Source organism: Aeromonas sp. Marseille-Q5825, assembly GCF_946892685.1.
Classification (GTDB): Bacteria; Pseudomonadota; Gammaproteobacteria; order Enterobacterales; family Aeromonadaceae; genus Aeromonas; species Aeromonas rivipollensis.
On sequence record NZ_CAMPOU010000005.1, the window covers coordinates 72,847 to 96,015 of the forward strand.

Annotated in this window: 24 protein-coding genes; 14 read left to right on the plus strand and 10 right to left on the minus strand. The window is 62.6% G+C overall.

Annotated features, from left to right (window positions below; genetic code table 11):
• Positions 1-96: 96 nt before the first annotated feature.
• The 3 genes from OC537_RS14720 to OC537_RS14730 are packed head-to-tail and all read right to left on the minus strand — an operon-like array spanning position 97 to position 1,625.
• Positions 97-555: a DoxX family protein gene (locus OC537_RS14720; RefSeq protein ID WP_289980842.1), complete on the minus strand. Its 459-nt coding sequence runs from the start codon at positions 553-555 to the stop codon at positions 97-99.
• A gap of 18 nt (positions 556-573) precedes the next feature.
• Positions 574-1,260: a pirin family protein gene (locus OC537_RS14725; protein ID WP_025328577.1), complete on the minus strand. Its 687-nt coding sequence runs from the start codon at positions 1,258-1,260 to the stop codon at positions 574-576.
• Between the two features lie 32 nt (positions 1,261-1,292).
• Positions 1,293-1,625, minus strand: coding sequence for a hypothetical protein (locus tag OC537_RS14730; RefSeq protein WP_262112348.1), 333 nt, complete (start codon positions 1,623-1,625; stop codon positions 1,293-1,295).
• A 257-nt stretch (positions 1,626-1,882) separates the two neighbouring features.
• Between OC537_RS14730 and OC537_RS14735 the strand changes: the two genes are divergently transcribed.
• Positions 1,883-2,797 (plus strand): LysR family transcriptional regulator, encoded by a 915-nt coding sequence (locus OC537_RS14735; RefSeq protein WP_111911758.1) that lies wholly within the window; start codon positions 1,883-1,885, stop codon positions 2,795-2,797.
• 436 nt (positions 2,798-3,233) lie between these two features.
• Positions 3,234-3,998 (plus strand): helix-turn-helix domain-containing protein, encoded by a 765-nt coding sequence (locus tag OC537_RS14740; protein ID WP_005330085.1) that lies wholly within the window; start codon positions 3,234-3,236, stop codon positions 3,996-3,998.
• 44 nt (positions 3,999-4,042) lie between these two features.
• On the opposite strand, the gene OC537_RS14745 is transcribed toward OC537_RS14740, so the two are convergent.
• The gene (locus OC537_RS14745; protein WP_262112353.1) at positions 4,043-4,855 is read right to left on the minus strand and encodes a UTRA domain-containing protein; all 813 of its coding nucleotides are present in this window, start codon (positions 4,853-4,855) and stop codon (positions 4,043-4,045) included.
• Between the two features lie 182 nt (positions 4,856-5,037).
• On the opposite strand from OC537_RS14745, the gene OC537_RS14750 reads away from it, so the two are divergent.
• From OC537_RS14750 to OC537_RS14775, 6 genes are read left to right on the plus strand one after another with little or no spacing between them, the layout of a single operon-like run.
• The gene (locus tag OC537_RS14750; RefSeq protein ID WP_047440511.1) at positions 5,038-6,084 is read left to right on the plus strand and encodes an ABC transporter substrate-binding protein; all 1,047 of its coding nucleotides are present in this window, start codon (positions 5,038-5,040) and stop codon (positions 6,082-6,084) included.
• Between the two features lie 9 nt (positions 6,085-6,093).
• Positions 6,094-6,927, plus strand: coding sequence for an alkaline phosphatase family protein (locus OC537_RS14755; RefSeq protein ID WP_262112357.1), 834 nt, complete (start codon positions 6,094-6,096; stop codon positions 6,925-6,927).
• Positions 6,927-7,826, plus strand: coding sequence for an ABC transporter permease (locus OC537_RS14760; protein WP_262112359.1), 900 nt, complete (start codon positions 6,927-6,929; stop codon positions 7,824-7,826). Before OC537_RS14755 ends, OC537_RS14760 begins: the two co-directional genes overlap by 1 nt.
• On the plus strand, positions 7,819-8,595 hold the full coding sequence (locus tag OC537_RS14765) for an ABC transporter permease (protein WP_042053433.1): 777 nt from the start codon (positions 7,819-7,821) through the stop codon (positions 8,593-8,595). The genes OC537_RS14760 and OC537_RS14765 overlap by 8 nt, the downstream gene beginning before the upstream one ends.
• 6 nt (positions 8,596-8,601) lie before the next feature.
• Positions 8,602-9,609, plus strand: coding sequence for an ABC transporter ATP-binding protein (locus OC537_RS14770; protein ID WP_262112363.1), 1,008 nt, complete (start codon positions 8,602-8,604; stop codon positions 9,607-9,609).
• A 39-nt stretch (positions 9,610-9,648) separates the two neighbouring features.
• A complete protein-coding gene (locus OC537_RS14775; protein WP_262112365.1) occupies positions 9,649-10,308 on the plus strand; it encodes an HAD family hydrolase in 660 nt (219 codons plus the stop codon).
• 23 nt (positions 10,309-10,331) lie between these two features.
• Here the strand turns inward: OC537_RS14775 and OC537_RS14780 are convergent, their stop codons facing one another.
• Positions 10,332-11,942, minus strand: coding sequence for a sensor domain-containing diguanylate cyclase (locus OC537_RS14780; protein ID WP_262112367.1), 1,611 nt, complete (start codon positions 11,940-11,942; stop codon positions 10,332-10,334).
• 109 nt (positions 11,943-12,051) lie between these two features.
• Between OC537_RS14780 and OC537_RS14785 the strand changes: the two genes are divergently transcribed.
• Both OC537_RS14785 and OC537_RS14790 read left to right on the plus strand, forming a co-directional pair.
• Positions 12,052-12,495 carry a DUF2214 family protein gene (locus tag OC537_RS14785; protein ID WP_262112369.1) on the plus strand — a complete coding sequence of 148 codons (444 nt, stop codon included), beginning with the start codon at positions 12,052-12,054 and terminating at the stop codon, positions 12,493-12,495.
• Between the two features lie 120 nt (positions 12,496-12,615).
• Entirely contained in the window at positions 12,616-13,527 is a 912-nt protein-coding gene (locus tag OC537_RS14790) for a DMT family transporter (protein ID WP_106885589.1), read from the plus strand.
• A 226-nt stretch (positions 13,528-13,753) separates the two neighbouring features.
• On the opposite strand, the gene OC537_RS14800 is transcribed toward OC537_RS14790, so the two are convergent.
• Together OC537_RS14800 and OC537_RS14805 are read right to left on the minus strand one after the other, a co-directional pair.
• Positions 13,754-14,611, minus strand: a complete 858-nt coding sequence (locus tag OC537_RS14800; RefSeq protein WP_163149403.1) for a GyrI-like domain-containing protein — start codon at positions 14,609-14,611, stop codon at positions 13,754-13,756.
• Positions 14,608-15,096: a GNAT family N-acetyltransferase gene (locus OC537_RS14805; protein ID WP_262112409.1), complete on the minus strand. Its 489-nt coding sequence runs from the start codon at positions 15,094-15,096 to the stop codon at positions 14,608-14,610. The genes OC537_RS14800 and OC537_RS14805 overlap by 4 nt, the downstream gene beginning before the upstream one ends.
• Before the next feature lie 163 nt (positions 15,097-15,259).
• Between OC537_RS14805 and OC537_RS14810 the strand changes: the two genes are divergently transcribed.
• Complete coding sequence (locus OC537_RS14810) at positions 15,260-16,708, plus strand: catalase (protein WP_262112374.1); 1,449 nt, start codon at positions 15,260-15,262, stop codon at positions 16,706-16,708.
• A gap of 664 nt (positions 16,709-17,372) precedes the next feature.
• Here the strand turns inward: OC537_RS14810 and OC537_RS14815 are convergent.
• A complete protein-coding gene (locus tag OC537_RS14815) occupies positions 17,373-17,690 on the minus strand; it encodes a YnjH family protein (protein WP_262112376.1) in 318 nt (105 codons plus the stop codon).
• Between the two features lie 223 nt (positions 17,691-17,913).
• Between OC537_RS14815 and OC537_RS14820 the strand changes: the two genes are divergently transcribed.
• On the plus strand, positions 17,914-19,227 hold the full coding sequence (locus tag OC537_RS14820; RefSeq protein ID WP_262112378.1) for a hypothetical protein: 1,314 nt from the start codon (positions 17,914-17,916) through the stop codon (positions 19,225-19,227).
• A 77-nt stretch (positions 19,228-19,304) separates the two neighbouring features.
• Here the strand turns inward: OC537_RS14820 and OC537_RS14825 are convergent, their stop codons facing one another.
• On the minus strand, positions 19,305-19,682 hold the full coding sequence (locus OC537_RS14825; RefSeq protein ID WP_106885584.1) for a hypothetical protein: 378 nt from the start codon (positions 19,680-19,682) through the stop codon (positions 19,305-19,307).
• 195 nt (positions 19,683-19,877) lie between these two features.
• Between OC537_RS14825 and OC537_RS14830 the strand changes: the two genes are divergently transcribed.
• Positions 19,878-21,257, plus strand: coding sequence for a bifunctional NUDIX hydrolase/phosphatase PAP2 family protein (locus OC537_RS14830; RefSeq protein ID WP_262112380.1), 1,380 nt, complete (start codon positions 19,878-19,880; stop codon positions 21,255-21,257).
• A 10-nt stretch (positions 21,258-21,267) separates the two neighbouring features.
• Complete coding sequence (ydiK, locus tag OC537_RS14835; protein WP_171275278.1) at positions 21,268-22,356, plus strand: AI-2E family transporter YdiK; 1,089 nt, start codon at positions 21,268-21,270, stop codon at positions 22,354-22,356.
• Positions 22,357-22,629: 273 nt separating this feature from the next.
• Here ydiK and OC537_RS14840 read toward each other — a convergent pair whose 3' ends face one another.
• Entirely contained in the window at positions 22,630-23,169 is a 540-nt protein-coding gene (locus OC537_RS14840) for a hypothetical protein (protein ID WP_262112384.1), read from the minus strand.

Genomic DNA, 23,169 nt, shown 5'->3' on the forward strand with positions numbered 1-23,169 from the left:
TCGTCACAGTACCGGCATTCGCCACTTGGCGGGCATAAAAAAGCCGGTGCTGCAGCACCGGCCGAAAGGCGTTGGAAAACTTGAACTATCAGGGTATTACCAGCACTTGCCGAGGCGGGCATCCAGGCTGAAGGCACCAGGACCGGCTGCCGCCAGGGCCAGGAAACCACCGGCCACCGAGAGGTTCTTCATGAACATCAGCATCTGCATCTGTTCTGCAGGCTGATAGTGGAAGATGAAGGCGGCCATCAGGGTGAAACCGGCCAGCAGCACAGAGAGGCTGCGGGTAAAGAGACCCAGCACTATGGCCAGACCGCCACCCAGCTCCAGCAGGATCACCAGGGGCAGCATGAACCCGGGCACGCCCATGGCTTCCATGTAACCCTGGGTACCGGCATAACCGCCGATCTTGCCCCAGCCTGCCATCACGAACATCAGCGCCAGCAAAATACGACCCGCCAGCAGTGCCACATCTTTCATCTTGTCCATCGTCAGATTCCTTTGATTACCCATCTTGGTAATAACAGTGTAAGTGCTAATTGTTAACTCATTCATTTCGCCGAGATTTATCTATCAGGGCAGATCAAACAGCAGGGCTTCACTCCCCTCTGAGGCGGTGAGCGTCCAGGACGCCTCATCGCGACTGAGCAGGCCGTCGCCGGGTCGGGCAGCCAGACCGTTGCCAGTCAGCTCCCCTGAAATCATATGCAGGTAACCATGACGCCCTTGCAATGCCCATTCGAGGGTTTCCCCTTCGGCAAGCTGCAGTCGCCAGATGCGGGCCTGCTGGCGGATCCTGAAGGATCCCGCCTCCCCATCCGGTGACGCGACCAGCGTCAGCCCGGGCTGGGTGGCTATCTTCTTCTGCTGATAACCCGGGGTAGTGCCGACCTCATTCGGCTCTATCCAGATCTGCAACAGGGAGAGGGGCTCGGTCTGCGAGGGGTTGTACTCGCTGTGCCGGATGCCGGACCCTGCGCTCATCAGCTGGAAATCCCCCGCCGGTATCTGCTCGGCATGACCGAGGCTGTCCCTGTGCTCTATGGTGCCGCTCAGCACGCAGGTGAGGATCTCCATGTTGGCATGAGGGTGGGTAGCGAAGCCGCCACCCGGCGACACCAGATCCTGGTTGATGACCCGCAGGACAGAGTGCCCCATCCAGTCCGGGTCATAGTAGTGACCGAACGAGAAGCTGTGGCGTGCATCCAGCCAGCCGAAGTTGGCATGACCCCGTTCAGCTGCGGCTCTCAATTTCATCATGGTGTGCTCCTCCAATACCTGTAAACGGTTGATTAACGCTGGCGACCGTCACCCAGACCGAACGGGATGCGGTAGCTGCTGCTTTCGCTGCCCAGGCTGACCGTCAGGTTGCCCTGGGTGCGGCTCGGGATCTTGACCTGCTGGGTGCCCATCAGGTTGGCGTGAACCGATGCCAGCAGATCGCCAGACTCATCGCGCACCTCCAGCATGGGGTTGGCCTTGCCAGCCATGGCGGCGGTCGCGTTCCAGTTCACAAACAGCACGCCCGGGGCGGCGTTGATGTCGGCCGGTACGGCAGCCTGGGCGAAACCTGCGGTCATCAGGCCTGCAACGGCCAGCATCTTGATTACGTTTTTCATGTTCATTCACTCTCTTGGTTTTTATGTCATTGCCAAGGCCGTTTCGGCCCGAATCAATGCATCCATGCAAGAGGTTATTCAAATAGTGTGTTGTTCTTTCACCTACAGCAGACATCGTTCTGTGTGATGTCTCAGCCTGGAACTACCTTTTATTTGGCCGCTTGGCCTTCCTGCCTAAGCGTTGATTGAATATTAAAGTCACTTGCCCTAAGTTGTTAGCGAGATAATCTGGCAAACATGTTCAAAAAAATTGAAGGTTAGATATGGCCAAGGAATCGAACAAGGAGCGGGCGCTGACCCTGGAGGCGATCCGGGTGCTGGACGCCATAGACCGCCGCGGCAGCTTCGCGGCGGCCGCCGACGAGCTGGGCAAGGTGCCCTCGGCGCTGAGCTACACGGTGCAGAAGCTGGAAGACGAGCTGGACGCCATGCTGTTTGATCGCAGCGGCCACAGAACCAAGTTCACCCCGGCCGGGCGCATGCTGCTGGAGCAGGGTCGTCTGCTGCTGGAGGCTGCCGAGCACCTGGTGGGAGAGACCCGGGCCCTGGCCCGGGGCTGGGAGACCGACATCACCATAGCCGTGGATGCCCTGGTGCCGCTGCAGGCGCTCTACCCCCTGGTGGAGCGGCTGGCCGAGCAGACGGATACCCGGCTGCGGCTGCGAGCCGAGGTGCTGGCGGGCAGTTGGGAGTGTCTGGAAGATGGCCGGGCGGATCTGCTCATCTCCTCCCTCAACCCCGACATCATGATGACGGGCATCAAGCATCAACCCTTGCAGGAGGAGGTGATGCTCTATGTCGCTCACCCGGATCACCCCCTGCACCTGGAGCCCGAGCCCCTGGCGGACGAGACCTTGCGCCGCTACCGCGCCATCGCCATCGCCGACACGGCACGGCGCAAGCCCGCCCTCACCTATCGCCTGCTGGACAAGCAGCCGCGCCTGACCGTCAGCACCATGGGAGAGAAGCGCGATGCCCTGCTGGCGGGCATTGGCGTCGGCACCATGCCCCTGAGCTGGATAGAAGAGGACATCAAGGCGGGACGCCTCAAGGTGATCGGCCCCGAGTATCGCCATCAGGTGCAGGTCGTGCTGGCGTGGCGCCGGGATACCATGGGCAAGGCCAAGAGCTGGCTGGTACGGGAGATCCCCAAGCTGTTCCCCTGCAAAGGGGATTAACCCCTAGGGAGGGCGGCGCGGGAGGTGCCAAAAAATGCGCCCCTTCCTTGACGGCGGGCTCAAATTCGGAGAAAAGAAAAAAAGCGGACCTCTTGCGAGTTCCGCTCAATGCCAGGAAAGAATAAAACCTTGCGGTTAAAAAAACCCTTAAATTGGAAGCAAACAATCGTTTTCTCAACCAGGAAGGTATTGAATCCGATTCGTGTTGGATTATGTGCGATGTAATATGCATCACCAGCAAAATGTTGAAAGGTTGAAGGATATGCACCATCGAGTGTCATTTTCTGCCACCTTGCACCATGACTGGTCAGGCCATTTCAGCCGTTATCGCCGGACGTATCCCCTCTGGTTTTTCTAGGTGTCAAAAACTGAGCCCGATACAGACAAATCTCTCATTTTCTGGCACGACTAAAAATGCAGATAAAGGAATAGTTGCATGACCTACAGCCAGACCCTGGCCAATCACATTCTCGACACCCTGAAGAAGACCCTGACCGACAAGGGGATCCGCTATCAGACCCTGGCGGAAGCCATGGGGGTCTCCATCGCTACCGTGAAACGGATGATGAACAAGCCCTCCCTGCCGTTCGACACCCTGCTGGAGATCTGCCATCTGGTGGGGCTCTCGTTCGAGGAGCTGCTGGATCGCACCCAGGACGCCCAGAGCCGCCGCGCCGTCTTCACCCAGGAGCAGGACGAGGCATTTCACAAGGAGCCGGGGCTCTACGCCTTTCTCGCCAACATCTTCTGGCGCGACAAGACACTGATCGATCTCAAGCGGGAATACGGCCTGACCGATGCCTCCTGCTACCTCTATCTGCGCAAGCTGGAGAAGCTGGGCATCTTGCAGCTCGGTATCGACAACAGCTACCACTTCCTCATCAGCGAGCGCATCAGCTTCGAGCAGCACAGCCGCTTCGCCCGCCAGCAGGCACGCCAGGCCATGTCGGTGCTGGGGGACTATCTGGTGGAGAACATGCACAAGTCCAACAACTACATGGCGCTCTGCCAGCTCCACCTGGACGAGAGCGAAGCCATGGCCCTCATCGATCGCATGAAGGAGTACTGGCATCAGGAGCTCAAGCTAAACCGCCCCGCCATAGGCCAGCGGGAGGGCAGCAAGACCTACACAATGTCGCTGCAACTGGCGGACTGCGGCTACCAGAGCTTCGACGACCTTATCCCCAATATCGACAACTGATCCCGGCGGATCCTGCGGGATCCGCCACGCTGGCTGTCTGCTACCTAATCAGCAAGCTGAACTCGCTGCGGCTTGCCGACAATCGGCTGCAGCACCCTCGTATCGAGGCAGATGCGTATCGCATCCGGCCGCCAGTGCTCGATATCGCAATCCACCAGCCCGCCCCGTTCGTCGTAGTTGACCCGCACCAGTCTGAGCACGGCGCTCCCCTCCGCCAGATTGAGGGCGCGGGCTACCTCTCCCCGGGCCGCCGAAGGGGTGATCTCGAGGCTGGCCCCGCCCTGGCCTATGCCATAGCGCTGCTGATAGAGCTCGGTGAGGGAGCTCGCCAGGGGCGCGCTGGCGATATCGGGGAAGCGGCTGGCCAGCAGATGGTGACTGACGTGGAGCACGGGGCGGCCGTCGATCAGTCGCTGGCGACGGATTTCATAAAGCGGGGTGAAGGGCGCCAGCCCCATCCAGTGGCACAGTTCGCTGCTGGCAAGCTGACCGCCGTGGGCCAGCACCCGGGTTTCGGCGGTGCGCTGCTGCTCGCCTATCCACTGGTGAAAGTGGGTGTGGATGGCGGGATCGTAGGTGAGGCGCGGCGGCGCCACGAACCAGCCGCGCCGCTCGGCCCGGTAGATGAGGCCGTCTGCTTCGAGGCTGGAGAGCGCCTCCTTGATGGTGATGCGGGTGGTGGCGAAGCGCTCGCTCAGGGCCCGTTCGGCGGGCAGCTGCTGCCCCGCCCCCAGCTGGCCGCTGCCGATATAGCGGCGCAGGGTCTGGCAAATCTGTTCGCACTTGGAGGGGCTGCGGCCATCGGCCAGCCCCTGTTCCCTCAATCGCTCTGTCACTGTCACGTCCCTGTCGGTCATTCCGGTTTGCGCCACCTGGAGTAGACCAGCGGCTGTCGGCCCCGAGTTGTAACCGCTGCTGATGACAGCGCCATGACAGGCCGATTGTCACGAAAACGCCATCAAAGCGCCCCGCCACCGTCATATTTCCCCTCTAGCATCCCTCTCGAACCTTAACTGACCTAGTCCAGAGGGATGGGATGATGAAAAGCGTGATCGCAAGTGCACTGGCCCTGGTGGCCATCAGTCAACCGCTGTTTGCCGCCGAGAATATCGCGGATCTCGAAAAGGCCGCCCGTGGCGAAGGCCAGCTCCACAGCATCGGCATGCCCGACAGCTGGGCCAACTGGAAGGATACCTGGCAGCAGCTGGGCAGCATCTACGGCATCAAGCATCAGGATACCGACATGAGCTCGGCGCAGGAGATCGCCAAGTTTGCCGCCGAGAAGGCCAATGCCACCGCCGATATCGGCGACGTGGGCGGCGCCTTCGGCCCGGTTGCGGTCAAGCAGGGGGTCACCCAGCCCTACAAACCCTCCACCTGGGCCGATATTCCCAACTGGGCCAAGGATGCGGACGGTCACTGGATGCTGGCCTATACCGGCACCATCGCCTTCCTGATCAACAAGGATCTGGTCAAGGCCGCCCCCACCAGCTGGCAATCCCTGCTGGGTGGCGACTACAAGGTGACCCTGGGTGACGTGGGTGTCGCCTCCCAGGCCAACAACGGCGTGCTGGCGGCAGCCTATGCCACCGGTGGCAGCGAGAAGAACCTCAAGCCTGCATTGGAGCTGTTCGGCCAGCTGGCCAAGCAGGGTCGCCTGTCACTGAACGACCCGACCATAGCCAACATCGAGAAGGGCGAAGTGGAAGTGGGTGTGCTGTGGGACTTCAACGCCCTGAACTACCGCGACCAGATCGACCCCAAGAAGTTTGATGTGGTGATCCCGAGCGACGGCTCCGTCATCGCCGGTTACACCACCATCATCAACAAGTGGGCCAAGAACCCCAACGCCGCCAAGCTGGCCCGTGAATACATCCTCTCCGATGCCGGTCAAATCAACCTGGCCCGTGGCTATGCCCGCCCGATCCGCAGCAACGTGACCCTGCCGGATGACGTCAAGGCCAAGCTGCTGCCAGCCGAGCAGTATGCCAATGCCAAGCCGGTGCAGGATCATGCAGCCTGGGAGCAGAGCTCCAAGGCCCTGCCGCGCCAGTGGCAAGAAACCGTCATGATCAACATGCAGTAAGGGGATCCAGTGCAACACAAGGTGATAGTGGTACTTGTGGATGGTCTGGCAGCCGAGGTAGCCCATTGTATGGGCTACCTTTTTGGCATGGTGGAGGCGGGGCGAGGTCTGCATACGACCCTGAGCTCTGCCCTGCCCTCCCTCTCCCGGCCCCTCTACGAGTGCATCCTGACCGGCGTGCCGCCGGTGGCGAGCGGCATCACCCACAACGGGGTGACGCGCCTCAGCCAACACGACTCCATCTTCCATCTGGCCCGCGCGGCAGGCAAAGGCACCGCAGCCGCGGCCTATTACTGGGTGAGCGAACTCTACAACCGCAGCCCCTGGCTGGCGGCCCGGGATCGCTATACCCATGACGAGCAGTTGCCGATCCAGCACGGCTGCTTCTACTGGGATGACAACTACCCCGACAGCCATCTGCTGATGGATGGGGAGTGGCTCAGAACCCAACATGATCCCGACTTTCTGCTGATCCACCCCATGGGGGTGGACGATGCGGGCCACAAGTTTGGCCTCGATTCCCGCCAGTACCGTAACCAGGCGCGCCGCATGGACAGCCTGCTGGCCGATCTGCTGCCCCTGTGGCTGGCAGAGGGGTATCAGGTGGTGATCACCTCGGATCACGGCATGAACGCAGATCTCAGCCACGGTGGCACCCTGGCCGAGGAGCGCGCCGTGCCGCTCTGGCTCTTTGGCGATGCCTTCGTCGAGCACTGGCCGGATGGGGTGGTGATCGCCCAGGCCCAGCTCTGCGCCCTGATGGCCGACCTGCTGGGCATTCCCCACGACAAGCCGGTGGCTCCCCCGCTGCTCAAGGCGGCCTTTATGCGAGAGGTGCACTGATGATGCCTGCAACCACCGAGATCCTGCTGGATCAACCCGTGGCCACCAAGCACAAGGCGCGCCGCCACTGGCTGCCCGCCCTGGTGCTGCTGCCCTTTATCCTCTTGATGATACTGTTCCAGCTCGCCCCCATGGTGTGGGTGCTGGTGGGGAGTTTCCAGACCCCCGATGGCTGGGGCTTCGACTACTATCGGGAGATTTTGAGCTCCCCCTTCTACCTGCAATCCTTCGCCAACTCATTGCGCATCGCCGGTGTCGCCAGTCTGGCGGGGCTCGCCATCGGCACGCTCGGGGCGGCGGCGCTGCGCCACAGCGGTGAGCGGGTCAAACGGCTGCTGCTGGCCTTTGTCACCATGACCGGCAACTTCAGCGGGGTGCCGCTGGCGTTCGCCTTTATCATCATTCTCGGCATCAACGGTGCCGTCACCCTGTTGCTGAAATCCTGGGGTCTCATCGACGGCTTCAACCTCTACTCGGGGTCGGGCCTGATCCTCATCTACACCTATTTCCAGATCCCCCTCGCTCTGCTGCTGCTCTACCCGGCCTTCGATGCCCTGCAGGATGAGTGGCCGCAGGCGGCCGCGCTGCTCGGCGCCAGCAAGGGCCAGTATGTGTGGCATGTGGCGCTGCCGGTGCTGACGCCTGCGCTGCTCGGCACCCTGATCATCCTGTTTGCCAACGCTGTGGGGGCCTATGCCTCCGCCTATGCCCTCACCACAGGCAACTTCAACCTGGTGACCATACGGGTGGCCAGTCTGGTCTCCGGCGACATCTTCCTCGAGCCCAATATGGCGGCGGCGCTGGCGGTGATCCTGATGGTGCTGCTGGGGGTGGTGACGGCCGCCAACCAGTGGCTGCTGAAAAAGAGCTATGTGAACAGGGGGCAATCCCATGCATGATTTGACGCCGCGCTGGCCCAAGTGGGTGTTGGGTGGGCTGGTCGCCACCCTGCTGCTGCCGCTGCTGGCTACCTTTCTCTACTCCATATCCACCCGCTGGGGGGCGACTCTGCTGCCGGATGGCTTCACCCTCGACTGGTATCTCAAGCTGTGGGGGGATCCGCGCTTTCTCGCGGCCTTTGGCCGAAGCCTCTTGGTCTGCTTCGCCACCCTGCTGCTGGGCACCCTGGTGCTGGTACCCACCGTGCTGGTGGTGGCCTACTACTTCCCCAAGCTGGATCCCTGGATGAACCTGCTGATCCTGCTCCCCTTCGCGGTGCCGCCTGTGGTCTCCTCGGTGGGGCTGCTGCAGATCTACGCCGACGGCCCGCTGCCGATTATCGGCACGCCGTGGATCCTGATCGGCACCTGGTTCACAGTGGTGTTGCCCTTCATGTACAGGGCACTGGCCAACAGCCTGCAGGGGGTGCCGCTCAGGGATCTGATGGATGCCGCCCACCTGCTGGGGGCAAGCAGCCGCCGCGCCTTCCTGCTGGTGGTGATCCCCTGCCTGCGCAAGGGGCTGCTGGCAGCGCTGTTTCTCTCACTCTCCTTCCTGCTCGGCGAGTTCGTGTTTGCCAACATGCTGGTGGGCACCCGTTACGAGACCCTGCAGGTCTACCTCTACAACATGCGCGCCACCTCGGGCCACTTCACCAGTGCGCTGGTGATGAGCTACTTCCTGCTGACTCTGCTGCTCACCTGGGCGGCCAACAGATTTCATCGGTGATCCAAGATGTTTCATTTAGAAGTCAATCAGTTGCACAAATCCTACGGCGACACTCCTGTGTTCGAGGGGATAGAATTCGGCATCCGCAAGGGGGAGCTGGTGACCCTGCTTGGCCCCTCCGGCTGCGGCAAGTCCACCCTGCTGCGGGCATTGGCCGGGCTTACCCCTGTGGATGGCGGGCAGGTGCGGGTGGCCGGTGAGGACATCACCTGGCAGGCGCCCCAGAAGCGGGGCATCGGCATGGTGTTCCAGAGCTATGCGCTCTTCCCCAACATGACGGTGTGGGACAACGTCGCCTTCGGCCTCAAGATGAAGCCCCAGCCGGGGCGTGAGCTGGCGGCCAGCGTGCAGGAGGCGCTGGCGCTGGTGGAGCTGACCGGCTTCGAGCGCCGCTATCCGGGGGAGCTCTCCGGCGGTCAGCGCCAGCGGGTGGCACTGGCGCGCGCCCTGGTGGTACGGCCAAGGATCCTGCTGCTGGACGAGCCGCTCTCGGCGCTGGATGCCCGCATCCGCCGCAGCCTGCGCCAGCAGATCCGCGAGATCCAGCAGCGCCTCGAACTCACTACCATCTTCGTGACCCACGATCAGGAGGAGGCGCTCACCCTGTCGGATCGGATCTTCCTGATGAACAAGGGAGCCATAGTGCAGAGCGGCACGCCGGAGCAGATCTACACCCGCCCCGCCAGCGAGTTTGTGGCGGGCTTTATCGGCAACTACAACCTGCTCGGCGCAGAGCAGGGCAAGTCGCTGTTCGGCCCCCGTTTTCAGGGCAAGCTGGCGCTGCGGCCGGAGTCCATCACCCTGCTGCCCGCCGGGGCGACCAGCAGCGAGCCCAGTCTGCCCGGTATCGTTCGCCAGCAGCAGCTGCTCGGCAACGTCATCCGCTATCAGGTGGAGTGCGAGGCGGGGCTCTTGACGGTGGATTGCCTCAACCGCTCTGCCGGCGATCTGCTGGCTGTGGGGAGCGCCGTGACCCTGGCGGTGGCCCGGGATCAGCTCTGTGAGGTAGCATGACGCCTCGTTTCATTTTCGTTGTTACCGCAAGGAGCCCTCATGGCACTGGCACTGTTTGATCTGGACGAGACCCTGATTGCCGGGGATTCCGCCAGCCTCTGGCTGGAGTACATGGTGGCCGAGGAGCTGGCCCCGGCGGGCATGGTGGCCGAGGAGCAGGGGATGATGTCTCTCTACCATCAGGGCAAGATGGACATGCATCAGTACATGGCCTTCACCCTGCAGCCCCTGGCGGGCAAGTCGCGCCAATGGCTCAACCAGCAGTGCCACCACTTTGCCGAGCAGGTGCTGCGCGAGCGCCTCTACCCCGAGGGGTTGGCGCGCATCGAGTGGCATAGGGAGCGGGGCGACGAGCTGGTGCTGATCTCCGCCTCCGGCGAGCATCTGGTGGCCCCCATGGCAAAGATGCTGGGGATGGATCACTGCGTCGCCATACTGCTCGACGAGGAAGAGGGGATGTTGACCGGCCAGACCCGCGGCACCCTGAGTTTTCGCGAAGGCAAGGTGACCCGTATCAACCAGCTCTTTGCCGGACGGGACAACCTCTGGCAGGGGAGCTTTGGCTACAGCGACTCCCACAACGATCTGCCCATGCTGCGGGCTGTGACTCATCCCCACGGGGTCAATCCGGCCCCCGCCCTGCGCCAGTGCGCCTCGGAGCTGGGTTGGCCCCTGTGGGAGTGGCAGTTGCTCCCTTGAGCCGCTGAATGAAGAAGAGGCCCTCAGGCCTCTTCTTTGCTCAGCACCCCATCGTCTGCCGGCGGCACCTCGTGCTGCGCCAAGGGGGCGACTCCCCCCAGATAGATGCGGTTCTTGCCATCCCGCTTGGCGCGATACACCTCGGCATCGACGATGTCGAGCAACCCCTTGGCATCCAGACCGGGGACGCTCGCCACCAGACCGCCGCTGAAGGTGATCCCGAGACCGGGTTCACGCCAGTCCAGGGACGCGACCCCTATCCTGTACTGCTCCAGCAGCATCTGGCAGAAGTGGATGTCAGGGTTGGCCAGCAACACCACCAGCTCCTCGCCCCCGTAGCGGCAGACCCAGCCGTGATCCTCCAGCAGCTGGTTGCCCAGCTTGGCCACCCGCTTGAGCACCACATCCCCGGTCTGGTGACCATAGTTGTCGTTGACCAGCTTGAAGCCATCCAGATCGATCATGGCCAGACAGAAGGCGTGCTGCTCCAGCAGCAGCCGGTTCAGGCGTTCGTCGAAGAAGCGGCGGTTGTAGAGGCCGGTCAACTTGTCCAGGTTAGCGTGCTGGCGCGCCTCGTGGTAATCCTTGCTCACCTCCGCCAGCTCGGCATAGACATGCCTGAGTTCGTGCATTCCCCCCTGGGGTACCCCATCGGGCGGCATCCTGCTGGCGCGGATCATGGTGGAGATCTCGTCCAGCATCCGCCTGAAGTAACGGGACCAGACCAGGGCCAGCAGCGCATAGAGCACGCTGGCCAGCACCACAACCCCGAGCACGTTGAGGGAGGCCCGCGCCACCACGGCCTGGATGCTCGACGCCGGCAGCACGCTGATCAGCACCCAGTTGCGCTCGGGCAGGCGGCTGTAGGCCACAAACTGCCGGGAATCCTGATCCAGGAAGATGCCATCCTCCTGGCTGAAGCGGGAGAGCCAGCTCGGGTGGGCCATGGGCTTGAGCAGTTGGGACGGGTCAGGGTGGGCCAGCACCTTGCCGGACTGATTGACGATCATCTGGTAGCCGTCATCCAGGTGCCGGTTCAGCTGGGCGGAGAAGGGGGCCAGCACGGCATCCACCGCGAACACCCCACGCACCTTGCCCTCCTTGTCGGTGATGGCCCGCGCGAGCGCGATGACCAGGTTGCCGTTGGTGTAGTCGTAATAGGGCTCGGTCCAGACCATCTTGCCCAGATGCTGGCTGGCCAGCTGATACCAGGGGCGCGTCCTGGGATCGAAGCCCGCATCCGCCTGCCACTCGGGGTAGATCAGCATCTGGCGCTCGGCGGTGCCGACATAGATGTAGATGAGGTCTGCCATGACCCCCTTGTAGAGGCGCCACTCCTTGAGGTAGGACTCGGCATTGTTCAGTCGGGGACCGCTGATGTCGTCCACCTTCACCTGGTCGTAGATGAGGGTGAACTGGCGTTCCATTTCGTGCAGATAGGGTTCGATGAAGACGTGACGCAACTGGTGGTTGGTGGCGAGCAGGCGCTGTTGCAACTCTTGTTGCAGGCTGCGCTCCATGTGCAGGTAGTAGATACCCCCCAGCATCAGCACCGGGATGAACAACAGCAACAGGCCCAGACGCATCCGGGCAACCAGGGACCAGGTCTTTTTGGAGACTGCTCGCTTATCCAACCCTGACTCCTGCTATCCCCCGACGTCGTGTAGTGTCAGAATATCAGCCCCGCTCTATGGCGTCCAAAGGGAAGCTTGCCATGTGGCCAACGAGAAGGAACTGGCTCGGATGTTGAACCCGGAACTGCTGACAGCGCTCCATTATTGCGCCGTGATCACCCTGACCGGCGCCATCACCTCGGAGTACTTTCTGTTCAGGCGCGGCATGTCCATCGAACAGGTACGCAAGCTGCTGCTGGCGGACAGCCTGGCGGCGCTGGCGCTGCTGCTCATCTTCATCACAGGCGTGCTCATGGTGCTCGCCCACCCGCTGCAACCGGCGGCCCTGCTGGCCAATCCCGGCTATCGCACCAAGCTGCTGCTGTTCTTCGCCATGGCCCTCAGCTTCGGCTACCCCAGCCGGCTGTTCCATCACTGGCGCCGCTCCCTGCGTCAGGGACGCGCCCCCATAGTCTCCATCCAGCAGCAGTTCTGGGTGATCTGGATCCTCAGGGGCAACCTGCTGATGCTCGCCCTGCTGCCCCTGCTCGCCAGGCTGGCAAGCGGCGGATAGCGTCCCCGGGCTGGCCCCCATCTGATTGCAAATCACCGGCGACAACCCCCCCCGCAGACGGGTATCGTACTGACAGGGGCCCGAGTGCCCCTGTCACTGCTCTCTCAGGGATGAATCCGTATGCGTTCAAACATGATGTTATTGATGGCCGCCGCCATCTGGGGGTTGGGCTTCGTCGCCCAACGCCTGGGGATGGATCACATGGGGCCCTTCACCTTCAACGGCCTGCGCTTCCTGCTCGGTGCCGCCTCCCTGCTGCCGCTGCTGTGGTGGCTCAAGTCGCGCCAGCCCAGGCCGCAAACCGGGTCACCCGCAGGCGATCGCCGCCTGCTGCTGGTCGGGGGCCTGATCGCCGGGGGCGTGCTGTTCAGCGCCGCCTCCCTGCAACAGGTGGGGCTGCTCTACACCACGGCCGCCAAGGCGGGCTTCATCACGGGTCTCTACATCATACTGGTGCCCGTCATCGGCCTGGCCCTGCGCCACAAGACAGGGGCCAACACCTGGATTGGTGCCCTCATCGCCATGGCCGGGCTCTACTACCTCAGCGTGACCGAGGAGTTCACCATAGGCTACGGTGATCTGCTGCAGGTGATCGGCGCCCTGTTCTGGGCCATTCACCTGCTGGTGCTGGATCACTACTCGAACCGGGTCGCCCCCATACGCCTGGCGGGTGTGCAGTTCGTGGTGTGCGGCCTGCTCAGTCTTGGCACTGCCTTTGTCATCGAAACCCCGACCCTCGGCGGTGCCGTGGCGGGCTGGCAGGCCCTGCTCTACGCGGGGCTGGTCTCGGTCGGCATCGGCTACACCCTGCAGGTGGTCGGTCAGCGCGGTGCCCATCCGGCCCACGCCGCCATCATCTTGAGCCTGGAGACAGTATTCGCCGCCATCGGCGGTGTGCTGCTGCTGGGGGAGCATCTGGACGAGCGGGCCATAGTGGGTTGTGCCCTGATGCTGGCTGGCATGCTGATTTCCCAGATCCGCCTGAGATGGTGGTGGAAATCCCGTCGTGACAAGGTGCCCAGCCAGCCCTGAACGAGCGCACCTTGGTCGGCTGCGCCCTGATGCTGGCGGGCATGCTGATCTCCCAGATCCGCCTGAGATGGTGGTGGAAGTCCCGCCGGGACAAGGTGCCCAGCAAGCCCTGATACGGGCAGTATGCTGCGCGGGGAAGAGGGTGCCGCCGGGATGGGGCCACCCACCCCCAATAAAACGAGGCGCCTTTGGGCGCCTCGTTTTATTGTCACTTGTGGCCACATGCCTAACGCACGCTGGAGCAGAAGCTGACATCGTCCTGCAGGGGATCATTGCTCACGCTGTGATAGAGCTCGAAACAGGGGCCGCTGCCAAACTCCAGCCCGGCGGACACTATGTCGCCTATGTGCTCCTGCCAGCGCGGCCCGTACTGATTGCGATCCGTGATGAGGTAGCGGGACTGGGCGTAGCGCCCGGCAGGGATAAGCTGGGTTTCCACCTCCCCCGTCCCCTGGGTCCCCACCGGCACAGTGACACCTATGTCGGTGCGACACTGGGCCGGCGGTGTCACTTGCGGGTTGTCATGGTAGATGAAGATCCACTCCCCCCCTTCCAGAGCGCGGGGCGCGGCCCACTGGTGCAGGCGGTTGCAGACGGCGTCATAGCCTTCACCATAGGGGCCTGTGACCCGGATATAGGCCAGGGTGCGGGCATCCATCTCGACGGTTTTCATGGTGTTGCTCCTTGCTGATGAGTGGCCTTCAGCATAAGGGAGGGGGGCATCCCATGCGTGTCCATCCTTGCGCTCATGGTGTCCATTCTTGCCCTTGTCACGGCGAAACTCCCCCGGGGTGCAGCCATAGTGACGGCGAAACGCCTTGGCAAAGGCCTGGGAGCTGGCGAGCCCCGCCCCCAGGGCGATGGCGGTGACGCTGGCATCCGTGTAGCAGAGCTGCCAGGCCGCCCGCTGCATCCGCAGCCGCCGGCACATCTCCCCCGGCGCCTCCCCCACCACGGCGGTGAACACCCGATGGAAGTGGTAAAGGGAGAGGCAGGCGCGGCTCGCCAGCTCCTCGATGGAGAGATCCGGCTCCTGCTCCAGCGCCCGCAGCACGGGAGTCAGGCGCTCGCGATAGTCGATCATGACAGACGGACCCGCCCCATATGCAGGGCATCGACGAAGCGCCCTTCACGAAACCCATAGGCGGGTGAGCAACCTTCCTGCTCGAAGCCGAACTTGCGGTAGAGCGCGATAGCGGCCGCGTTGTCGCTGTAGACCGTCAGTTCGAGCCGCTGCAGGTTGAGCCAGTTGTCCGCCAGATCCACCGCCGCCCCCAGCAGGGCCGAGCCCACCCCGCGGCCGGCCCAGTCATCCCGGACCCCCATGCCGATGCCAGCCACATGGCGACGACGTGGATTCGGCTCGAGCCAGAGCCCCAGATCGCCGACCAGCAGCTCATCCACTATGGCCACCAGGCCGTAGCCGCTACGCTCGGCCAACCGTTTCTGCCACATGGCCAGGGTCGGATAGGGCATCTGCAGGGTGCCTGCCTGAGCCTTTGGCATGGCATAGAGATCCCGCAACCCCTGGGCATCCCCGGCCTCCGCCTGACGAATCCTGATATCAATCATCCCCTCTCCTCCCTGATGCGTGAACGTCCGTCCAAAATAGCGCCCTTTGTGTCCGTAGCCAACTCCATTAGGGCCACCTATCAAACACTTAGAGCTGACCGATTGGCCCCGCTCGCGCCCCTTGCCGTATCGTGCCTCCATCATCACAAGGAGATGCCCCATGACTGACAAGACCCTGCACAGCGCCAACGGTGCCCCCGTCGTCGACAACAACAACAGCCTCACCGCCGGCCCCCGCGGCCCGGTGCTGATGCAAGACATCTGGTTGATGGAGAAACTCGCCCACTTCGACCGCGAGCGTATTCCCGAGCGAGTGGTTCACGCTAAAGGCTCCGGCGCCTACGGCACCTTTACCCTGACCCACGACATCAGCCAGTTCAGCAAGGCCGACCTGTTCAACACAGTCGGCAAGCAGACCCCTGTCTTCCTGCGCTTCTCCACCGTGGCCGGTGAGAAGGGCGCCGCCGATGCCGAGCGGGACGTGCGCGGCTTCGCCCTCAAGTTCTATACCGAGCAGGGCAATTGGGATCTGGTGGGCAACAACACCCCGGTCTTCTTCATCCGCGATCCCCTGAAATTCCCCGACTTCATCCACACCCAGAAGCGGGATCCGCGCACCAACCTGCGCAGCGCCACCGCCGCCTGGGACTTCTGGTCACGCCACCCGGAATCCCTGCATCAGGTCACCATCTTGTTCAGCGATCGCGGCATCCCCAGGAGCCTGCGGGAGATGAACGGCTACGGCAGCCACACCTTCAGCTTTATCAACTCGGCCGATGAGCGCTTCTGGGTCAAGTTCCACTTCAAGACAGAGCAGGGCCACAGCTTCTACACAGATGAAGAGGCGGCCAATGCCGTCGGTCAGGATAGGGAGACCAGCCAGGCAGACCTTTTCAACGCCATCGAGCAAGGCAACTTCCCGCGCTGGAAGGTCTATGTGCAGGTGATGCCGGAGGCCGAGGCCCAGACCTACAAAATCCACCCGTTCGACCTCACCAAGGTGTGGCCGCACAGCGACTATCCGCTGATCCCGGTCGGCGTGCTTGAGCTCAACCAGAACCCGGACAACTACTTCGCCCACGTGGAGCAGGCGGCCTTCACCCCGGCCAACCTGGTGCCCGGTATCGGCTTCTCGCCGGATCGCATGCTGCAAGGGCGACTCTTCTCCTACGGTGACACCCAGCGCTATCGCCTCGGCGTCAACCACGGCCTGCTGCCGGTCAACGCCCCGCGCTGCCCCTTCCACCACGGCGCCCATCGTGACGGTGCCATGCGGGGGGACAGCAACGGTGGCGCCAGCCCCAACTATCAGCCGAACCGCTTCGGCACCCAGCAGCCGAGCGAGCAGCACGAACCGGCCCTGAGTCTGGAAGGGGCCGCCCTGCACTACGATTTTCGCGACCATGACAGCGACTACTACAGCCAGCCGGGGGATCTGTTCCGCATCATGGACGAGGGGCAACGTGCTCGCCTCGCCGCCAACCTGGCGCGCTCCCTCATCCATGTGGAGGATGACGCCATAGTCGCGGCCCAGCTCAAGCACTTCGAGCAGGCCGACCCCGAGTATGCCAAACGGGTCGAACTGGCACTGGCCGCCTTGCAGCGCTAAGCCGCCGATCTGAAAAAGCAAAACGGGGGCCTGATGGCCCCCGTTGTCATGATGCTGACGGTGATAAATGCATAACGGAGCCCGAGGCTCCGTTTTTCAATGCGGTATCAATCCCGGACGCAGCGCCCTCGCGCTCTTCCCGCTCCCTTGCCAACAAGCGTTTGTACCGCCCGTTACGGCAACCAAGCTGTGCATTGGCAGAGCGACACCATTATCCACCTGCGGTAATAAACCTGCCTGTGGTAATGAACCAGTGGTAATGAATAGGAAACGGAGCTCGAGGCTCCGTTTTTCAATGCAGTATCAATCCCGGACGCAGCGCCCTCGCGCCCTTCCCGCTCCCTTGCCAACAAGCGTTTGTATCACCAACTCACTAGGGCAACGACCTTGTGCATTGGAAGAGCGACATCATTATTCACTCGTGGTGATGAATAAGAAACGGAGCTCGAGGCTCCGTTTTTCAATGCAGTATCAATCCCGAACGGAACGCGCTTCGCGCTCTTCCCGCTCCCTTGCCAACAAGCGTTTGTACCACCAGCTACTGCGACGACGTTGTGCATTGGAAGAGCGACGAGCCATTTCTTAGGTTCCAGCCAAGAGAAGAAAGGAGCTGCATTATGCGACAGGGATCACGGCCGTGTCTGTAGCTGGATCAAGAAAAGGCTCACTGACCCACCCTGATCGTCTCCCTGTTGGCCGTCCCTTCGTCGACGGGCTCGTAGATGGCGGGTTCGCGCCAGGCCAGGGGCCCGTTGCTCTCCTGCTCGTTCTGCGGGCCGCACTCCAGCCAGAGATCCCCCTGCTGGATGCGAGATCCGAGGGAATATTTCTGATCCTGATACCAGCAGACCCGCTCGGGCAGTGAGCCCAGGGGCAACACCAGATCCGTGCCCACCGAGTGGCTGAGGGTGTTCGACGCCGGGGCCGCCTGGACGGGGAGCAGGCCGCCGAGGGCAAACAGACAAAACGCGGTTCGGATCATGAGTGACACTTGTGACAACGAGAGAGTGATCCCCTAAAGCGACCACCAGCGTCGCCGACTTGACCAATAAGTGTCGGCTCATCTGGCATTCCGGAAGCAATATGATAGCCTGCCAGCGCCCGCCGCTCCCCATGTGTGAGGAGCCGGGCCAGTTCGGGTCATGCTGTCGGGAAAAGACAGTATATAACCTTATTAATCAAATAATTACTTGGATATGTTGTCGATGCGTATCATGCCGTTGCTCAAGGCCGCCTGCCTGAGTCTGATGTTGTCCGCCTGCGTGGCCCCCTTGCTGATGATGAGCCCCACCAGCCAGTTGATGTGGGCCCTGCTCAAACCCCTGGTCGGTTTCGATCCGAACGAGGCCAACCTGTTCGAGCAGCCGCTGATCAAGGACAGGATGACCGCCATGCTGGGGCCCAACTACGACAGCACCATGCAGCTGCTCAAGACGGCCAACGAGTTGCAGCAGGAGGGGCCGCTGTTTTATGTGGTCTCCCGCTACGCCCCTGTGCCGGATGTGGCCAAACAGGCCGGCATGGTGTGGAACGCCGACACCAACCAGCTCTCCGTCATGTTGCAGAAAGGAGACGGCGCGACCCAGGTCTTCGGCGAGAATCTGACGGCGGCGACCCCGGCCTGGCCGAGCGCCATGCAGGAGTGGCAGGCCGGCAACCCGACCGCCACCGCCCTCACCGACGCCGGCAAGGTGATGACGGGAACCAGCGGTTCCCTGCTTGGCAATGTGATGGGCAACCTGCAACAGAGCGCGACCCAGGCCCTGGCCGACTCCACCAGCCAGGTGATCGGCAGTGCCACTGCCCAGGCGCAGCAGCAGGCGAGCAAGGCGGTGAGCGATTCAGCCACCCAGGCTGTCGGCAACGTCACCACCAAGGCGCAGCAACAGGCCAGCAAAGCGGTGAGCGACTCGGCCACCCAGACGGTCGGCAGCGTCACCACCCAGGCGCAGCAGCAGGCGGCCAAAGCGGTGAGCGACTCGGCCAAACAGGCGGTCGGCAGCGTCACCACCAAGGCGCCGCAGCAAGCGAGCAAGGCCGTGAGTGACTCAGCCACCCAGAAGGTGAGCGATGCCACCGATCTTCTGCGGCAAGCCAACCAGGCCGTGAGCCACTCCGCCCAGCAGGCGGTCAGCGACACCGCCAAGCAGGCGGCAGCCAGTGCGCAGCAACAGGCGGGCAAAGCCGTCAGCGACACCGCCAAGCAGGCCGCAGCCAGCGCGCAGCAACAGGCGAGCAAAGCCGTCAGCGACACCGCCAAGCAGGCCGCAACCAGCGCGCAGCAACAGGCGAGCAAAGCCGTCAGCGACACCGCCAAGCAGGCCGCAACCAGCGCGCAGCAACAGGCGGGCAAGGCCGTCAGCGCCGCAGCCAAGACACAGCAACAGCTGAGCAAGGTGGTAAGCGGAGCGACCGGCACTGTACAGGCGCAGGCCGACAAGGTGGAAACCCAGGGGATGAAGCAGAGCGATCAGGCCAGGGCGGATGCCGAAGCCGAGCTGGAGAAGCTGCTCAACTAAGAGGGCGAACCCGTTCACCATGCAAACAGGCCATCCTAGGATGGCCTGTCGTTTATCTGCGAATGGGCAGGGGAGCCTTACAGGTGGCGGTCCTGCTCGGTGGGCTTGGCCACCTTGTCTTCGCTGTGCTCGATGGCGGTGCGAATGAGGTCGACCCCGGCCCGGATGATCAGCACCCCCATGTTGACCAGCTTGACACAGACCCACATGAAGGTGATGAGCAGGATCAACTTGAGCACCGTCTGGAAGGCTTCCAGGAAGTTCTGCTCCAGCTGGCTGGTGAGGCCATTGGCACTGGTCATCAGCCAGGTGTAGACCTCGCGCACGAACGGAATGCGGCTCGGCATCTCCAGCACGTCCAGTGCGGCAGGCAAGGCCTGGAAGATGACGATGCTGCCAAACAGTATCAGGATGACGCCGATGGCAATCCCCAGGAAGAAACCGAACTGTCGCATGAAAGGCCCCAAGATGTGTTGAATGAGAAGAACAATAGCCGCCAATACTAGGGACTGCCCGCGCCGACGGCAATCCTTGCGCCCCAGATTGGGCCGAGACGCCCCCTGCCGGCGCCGGCCATCCACCGGAAGTCATTGCCCAAGTATCTGATTTCTGTGACCCTTGTCCCCATCTATTCCCTTAGTCGCGCCATCATGCTCAGACCCGCTCTTTTACTGCTTCTGCTGCTCGGCTCCCTGTCATCTTCCCTGTTCGCCGCCGAGGCGCCCCCCGGGGCGGCCGCCTGCGTGATCCGCCATCAGCAGGAACTGTTGCTGGTCCAGGACAGGATCTCCGATCGCTACAGCCTGAGTGGCGGCTACATAGACGGGGGCGAGACACCCGCCCAGGCGGCTCTGCGGGAGCTGTTCGAGGAGACTGGGCTCCATGGCCGGATCACCGGGGAGCTGGGGCGCTGGCAGCGCGCCACCGTATTCGCCTGCCAGACGCTGACCCCCATCCGGGCCCAGCGCGGCTCGGGTTTTGTCTCCCTGCTCCAGGCCCCCAACCTAGGCGGCGAGATCCTCAATGCCAGGCTGATCGATGCCGCCCGCCTGCCCCATGATCAGCGTCGCTTCCCGACGCAACTCGACTGGCTCACTCCCAGGCTGGCCCAGGTCCCCGAGAGCGAGGTGCTGTGGGTGTCGGACTTCAGTCGCGAAGGCAGCGCCCTGCACAGGGCAGAGCTGCCGCTGATCCAGCGTCTGCAGCAGTGGCTGGGGCCAAACGCAAGCTGGCTCGAGGTCGGCAACCTGCTGGGATCGGCGGCCTTCCAGCTGGCCCTGCTCCCCTTCTTGCTCCCCCTGCTGGGCTGGCCAAGGCTGCGCAACCTGCTGTTTGCCATGGTGCTGCTCACCCTCTTGGTACAGCTGCTCAAGGAGGGGATAGCCTGGCCCAGGCCCTTCCACCTCGACCCCATGCTGGGGCAGCGGAGCGCACAGGGCTTTGGCATGCCGAGCGGCCACACCGCCTCGACCCTGCTGTTCTGGGGCCTGCTGCTCGGCGCCCTGCCCACCCTCAAAGCCTGGCAGGGCATGGGGCTGGCCCTGCTGCTGGCGGCCCTGGCCGGGCTGGCCCGCGTCTGGCTCGGCGTGCACTTTATCTCGGACGTGGCGGCCGGCCTGGGTCTCGGTGCCCTGCTGCTGGCGCTGCGCTCCCCCCTGGCGGCACTGGCGCAGCGCCAAGCCCCCTGGGTGCTATTGTTGCTGGCCAGCGCCCTGGCGGGCTGGCTGACCCAATCCAGCGCCCTGGCAGGGCTCGCCATGTTCACCCTGGGGCTGGTATCGGGTAATCTGCTACAACTCGAACGACACCCAGCTCCCGCCCTCCATGCCACTCTGCTGGCCCTGGCGGGCGGCCTGCTCATCGCAGGGGGGCTGTTCGTGCTCCCTGTGCTGACCGACAGCTCGCTGCTGATCCTGGCGGGAAAAGGGTTACTCTATGGCTGCCTGGGGTTCTGGCTAAGTGCCGCGCTCTGGTGGCTGCTGTCTTTTATCAATACTGGCGCCGGATCCCGACGCCCCACCCCTCGTTAAAGGGAACGCAATGCATATGAAAAAAGTGGATTTGGCCAAGATCACCCTGGGCCTGCTGTTTCTCAGCCTGCTCATCATCTCGTGCTTCATGGTGCTGCGCCCCTTCCTGCCCGCCCTGGTCTGGGCCACCATGATCACCATAGCCACCTGGCCGCTGATGCAGATGGCCCAGCGCCTGCTGTGGGGCAAGCGCGCCCTGGCGGCCCTGCTGATGAGCTGCATCCTGCTGCTGATGTTCGTCATCCCCCTGTTCATGGCGCTGGCCAATGTGGCGGAGAAGGCCCCCATGCTGATCGAGCTGGGCACCCGCATCAGCCACTCCCCGCCCCCCGCGCTGCTCTGGCTGCAACAGGTGCCTCTGGTCGGCGACAAGCTGTTTGAGTTCTGGCAGCAGATACTGGCGAGCGGCGGCCAGGTGCTGTTCACCAAGCTGGCCCCCTATTTCGGCCAGACAGCCCGCTGGCTAGCCTCCCAGGCGGGCAACCTCGGCCTGCTGTTCGTCCACTTCCTGCTGACGGTGGCCATTTGCGGCCTGCTCTATCACTCTGGGGAAAAAGCCGCCGACGGCATTCGCCGCTTCGCCCACCGCCTGGCGGGCCAGCGTGGTGACAACGCCGTCGTGCTCGCCTCCCAGGCCATCCGCGCCGTCGCCATGGGAGTGGTGGTGACCGCCCTGGTGCAATCCTCGGTGGCCGGGATAGGCCTGCTGATTGCCGGCATTCCCTACGTCATGATCCTGGTGGTGCTGATGTTCCTGCTGATCGTCGCCCAGATAGGCCCCTTCCCGGTGCTGCTGGCCAGCGTGGGCTACCTCTACTGGAGCGGGGATACCACCTGGGGCACCTTCCTGCTGGTCTGGTCCCTGCTGGCGGGTACCATGGACAACTTCCTGCGCCCCTTCCTCATCAAGCGCGGGGCCGATCTGCCGCTGATCCTGATCCTGGTCGGTGTCATCGGCGGCCTGCTGGCGCTCGGCATCATAGGGCTCTTTATAGGCCCAGTGGTGCTGGCGGTGGGCTACACCCTGCTGGATGCCTGGATAAAAGAGGGGGAGCAAACGCCCGCCCTGGAGGCGCCCGCGTCGCCCCCGGCGGAGTGACGATTCAGCCATAAATAGCTGATACACAGAGCCGCCCATCGGGCGGCTCTGTTATTTGTGGTGATTGTGATTATGGCGATCGTGTCAGGCTGGCTGATCCGCGCCAACCTGCATTCACCGCATATTAGCGTCCCATGTAGGTTCGATTAGCGAAGCGTAATCGGACGAACGAGATGCCGCTGTCCCGGTTTTATCCGTTAGTCAGCGGCATCTGCCAGAGGGGAAATTCGAGTAGCCGTTATAGCGGGGGAATTGATTTACGCGAACGTCCGATTACGCCTTACGGCTAATCGAACCTACGGGCTCATTTAGTACTCCAAGAAGCCTAAGTGTTTCTAAGAAACATTCACGCTCATCAGAATACGGAACCAAAGAAAACAGGTTTGGTAAACCCAATGCCATCAACGATATGTAGCCGTCGCCAATTTGGAGTTGATACTGCTGGTTGTCAGGGTTCTCGTAGAATTTTTGATGGCTTCTTTTTGACTCAGACTGTTCAAAGCACAATATCACTGGAATATTGTTCATCTCTGCAATCTGCAGCTCAATTCCGAGGCCAATCGATGGAAATGATGCTTCCGCGACAACCACGTCTGCATCTTCAACCATCTCTCTATCCCAGAGATAGCAAAGTCGAGGTTTATCGCGAGAAGGTTTTGTTGCAAGTTGTGGATCGCTATTCATCAATGCATACAGCACCTGATTCTGCCCTTGATCACTTAGGGCGGATGCAAACCTGTGAAGCATTGATGTGTAGTTCAGGAATTCGTTTTCCGGAACGTGTGTAAGCGCGCTGGCGAGGTAGATCTTCAC

Bases quoted from the DNA above. Each gene is read 5' to 3' on its own strand.
- OC537_RS14720 (WP_289980842.1), bottom strand. From the start codon at position 555: ATGAATGAGTTAACAATTAGCACTTACACTGTTATTACCAAGATGGGT.
- OC537_RS14725 (WP_025328577.1), bottom strand. From the start codon at position 1,260: ATGATGAAATTGAGAGCCGCAGCTGAACGGGGTCATGCCAACTTCGGC.
- OC537_RS14730 (WP_262112348.1), bottom strand. From the start codon at position 1,625: ATGAACATGAAAAACGTAATCAAGATGCTGGCCGTTGCAGGCCTGATG.
- OC537_RS14735 (WP_111911758.1), top strand. From the start codon at position 1,883: ATGGCCAAGGAATCGAACAAGGAGCGGGCGCTGACCCTGGAGGCGATC.
- OC537_RS14740 (WP_005330085.1), top strand. From the start codon at position 3,234: ATGACCTACAGCCAGACCCTGGCCAATCACATTCTCGACACCCTGAAG.
- OC537_RS14745 (WP_262112353.1), bottom strand. From the start codon at position 4,855: ATGACCGACAGGGACGTGACAGTGACAGAGCGATTGAGGGAACAGGGG.
- OC537_RS14750 (WP_047440511.1), top strand. From the start codon at position 5,038: ATGAAAAGCGTGATCGCAAGTGCACTGGCCCTGGTGGCCATCAGTCAA.
- OC537_RS14760 (WP_262112359.1), top strand. From the start codon at position 6,927: ATGATGCCTGCAACCACCGAGATCCTGCTGGATCAACCCGTGGCCACC.
- OC537_RS14765 (WP_042053433.1), top strand. From the start codon at position 7,819: ATGCATGATTTGACGCCGCGCTGGCCCAAGTGGGTGTTGGGTGGGCTG.
- OC537_RS14770 (WP_262112363.1), top strand. From the start codon at position 8,602: ATGTTTCATTTAGAAGTCAATCAGTTGCACAAATCCTACGGCGACACT.
- OC537_RS14775 (WP_262112365.1), top strand. From the start codon at position 9,649: ATGGCACTGGCACTGTTTGATCTGGACGAGACCCTGATTGCCGGGGAT.
- OC537_RS14785 (WP_262112369.1), top strand. From the start codon at position 12,052: ATGTTGAACCCGGAACTGCTGACAGCGCTCCATTATTGCGCCGTGATC.
- OC537_RS14790 (WP_106885589.1), top strand. From the start codon at position 12,616: ATGCGTTCAAACATGATGTTATTGATGGCCGCCGCCATCTGGGGGTTG.
- OC537_RS14800 (WP_163149403.1), bottom strand. From the start codon at position 14,611: ATGATCGACTATCGCGAGCGCCTGACTCCCGTGCTGCGGGCGCTGGAG.
- OC537_RS14810 (WP_262112374.1), top strand. From the start codon at position 15,260: ATGACTGACAAGACCCTGCACAGCGCCAACGGTGCCCCCGTCGTCGAC.
- OC537_RS14815 (WP_262112376.1), bottom strand. From the start codon at position 17,690: ATGATCCGAACCGCGTTTTGTCTGTTTGCCCTCGGCGGCCTGCTCCCC.
- OC537_RS14820 (WP_262112378.1), top strand. From the start codon at position 17,914: ATGCGTATCATGCCGTTGCTCAAGGCCGCCTGCCTGAGTCTGATGTTG.
- OC537_RS14825 (WP_106885584.1), bottom strand. From the start codon at position 19,682: ATGCGACAGTTCGGTTTCTTCCTGGGGATTGCCATCGGCGTCATCCTG.
- OC537_RS14830 (WP_262112380.1), top strand. From the start codon at position 19,878: ATGCTCAGACCCGCTCTTTTACTGCTTCTGCTGCTCGGCTCCCTGTCA.
- ydiK (WP_171275278.1), top strand. From the start codon at position 21,268: ATGCATATGAAAAAAGTGGATTTGGCCAAGATCACCCTGGGCCTGCTG.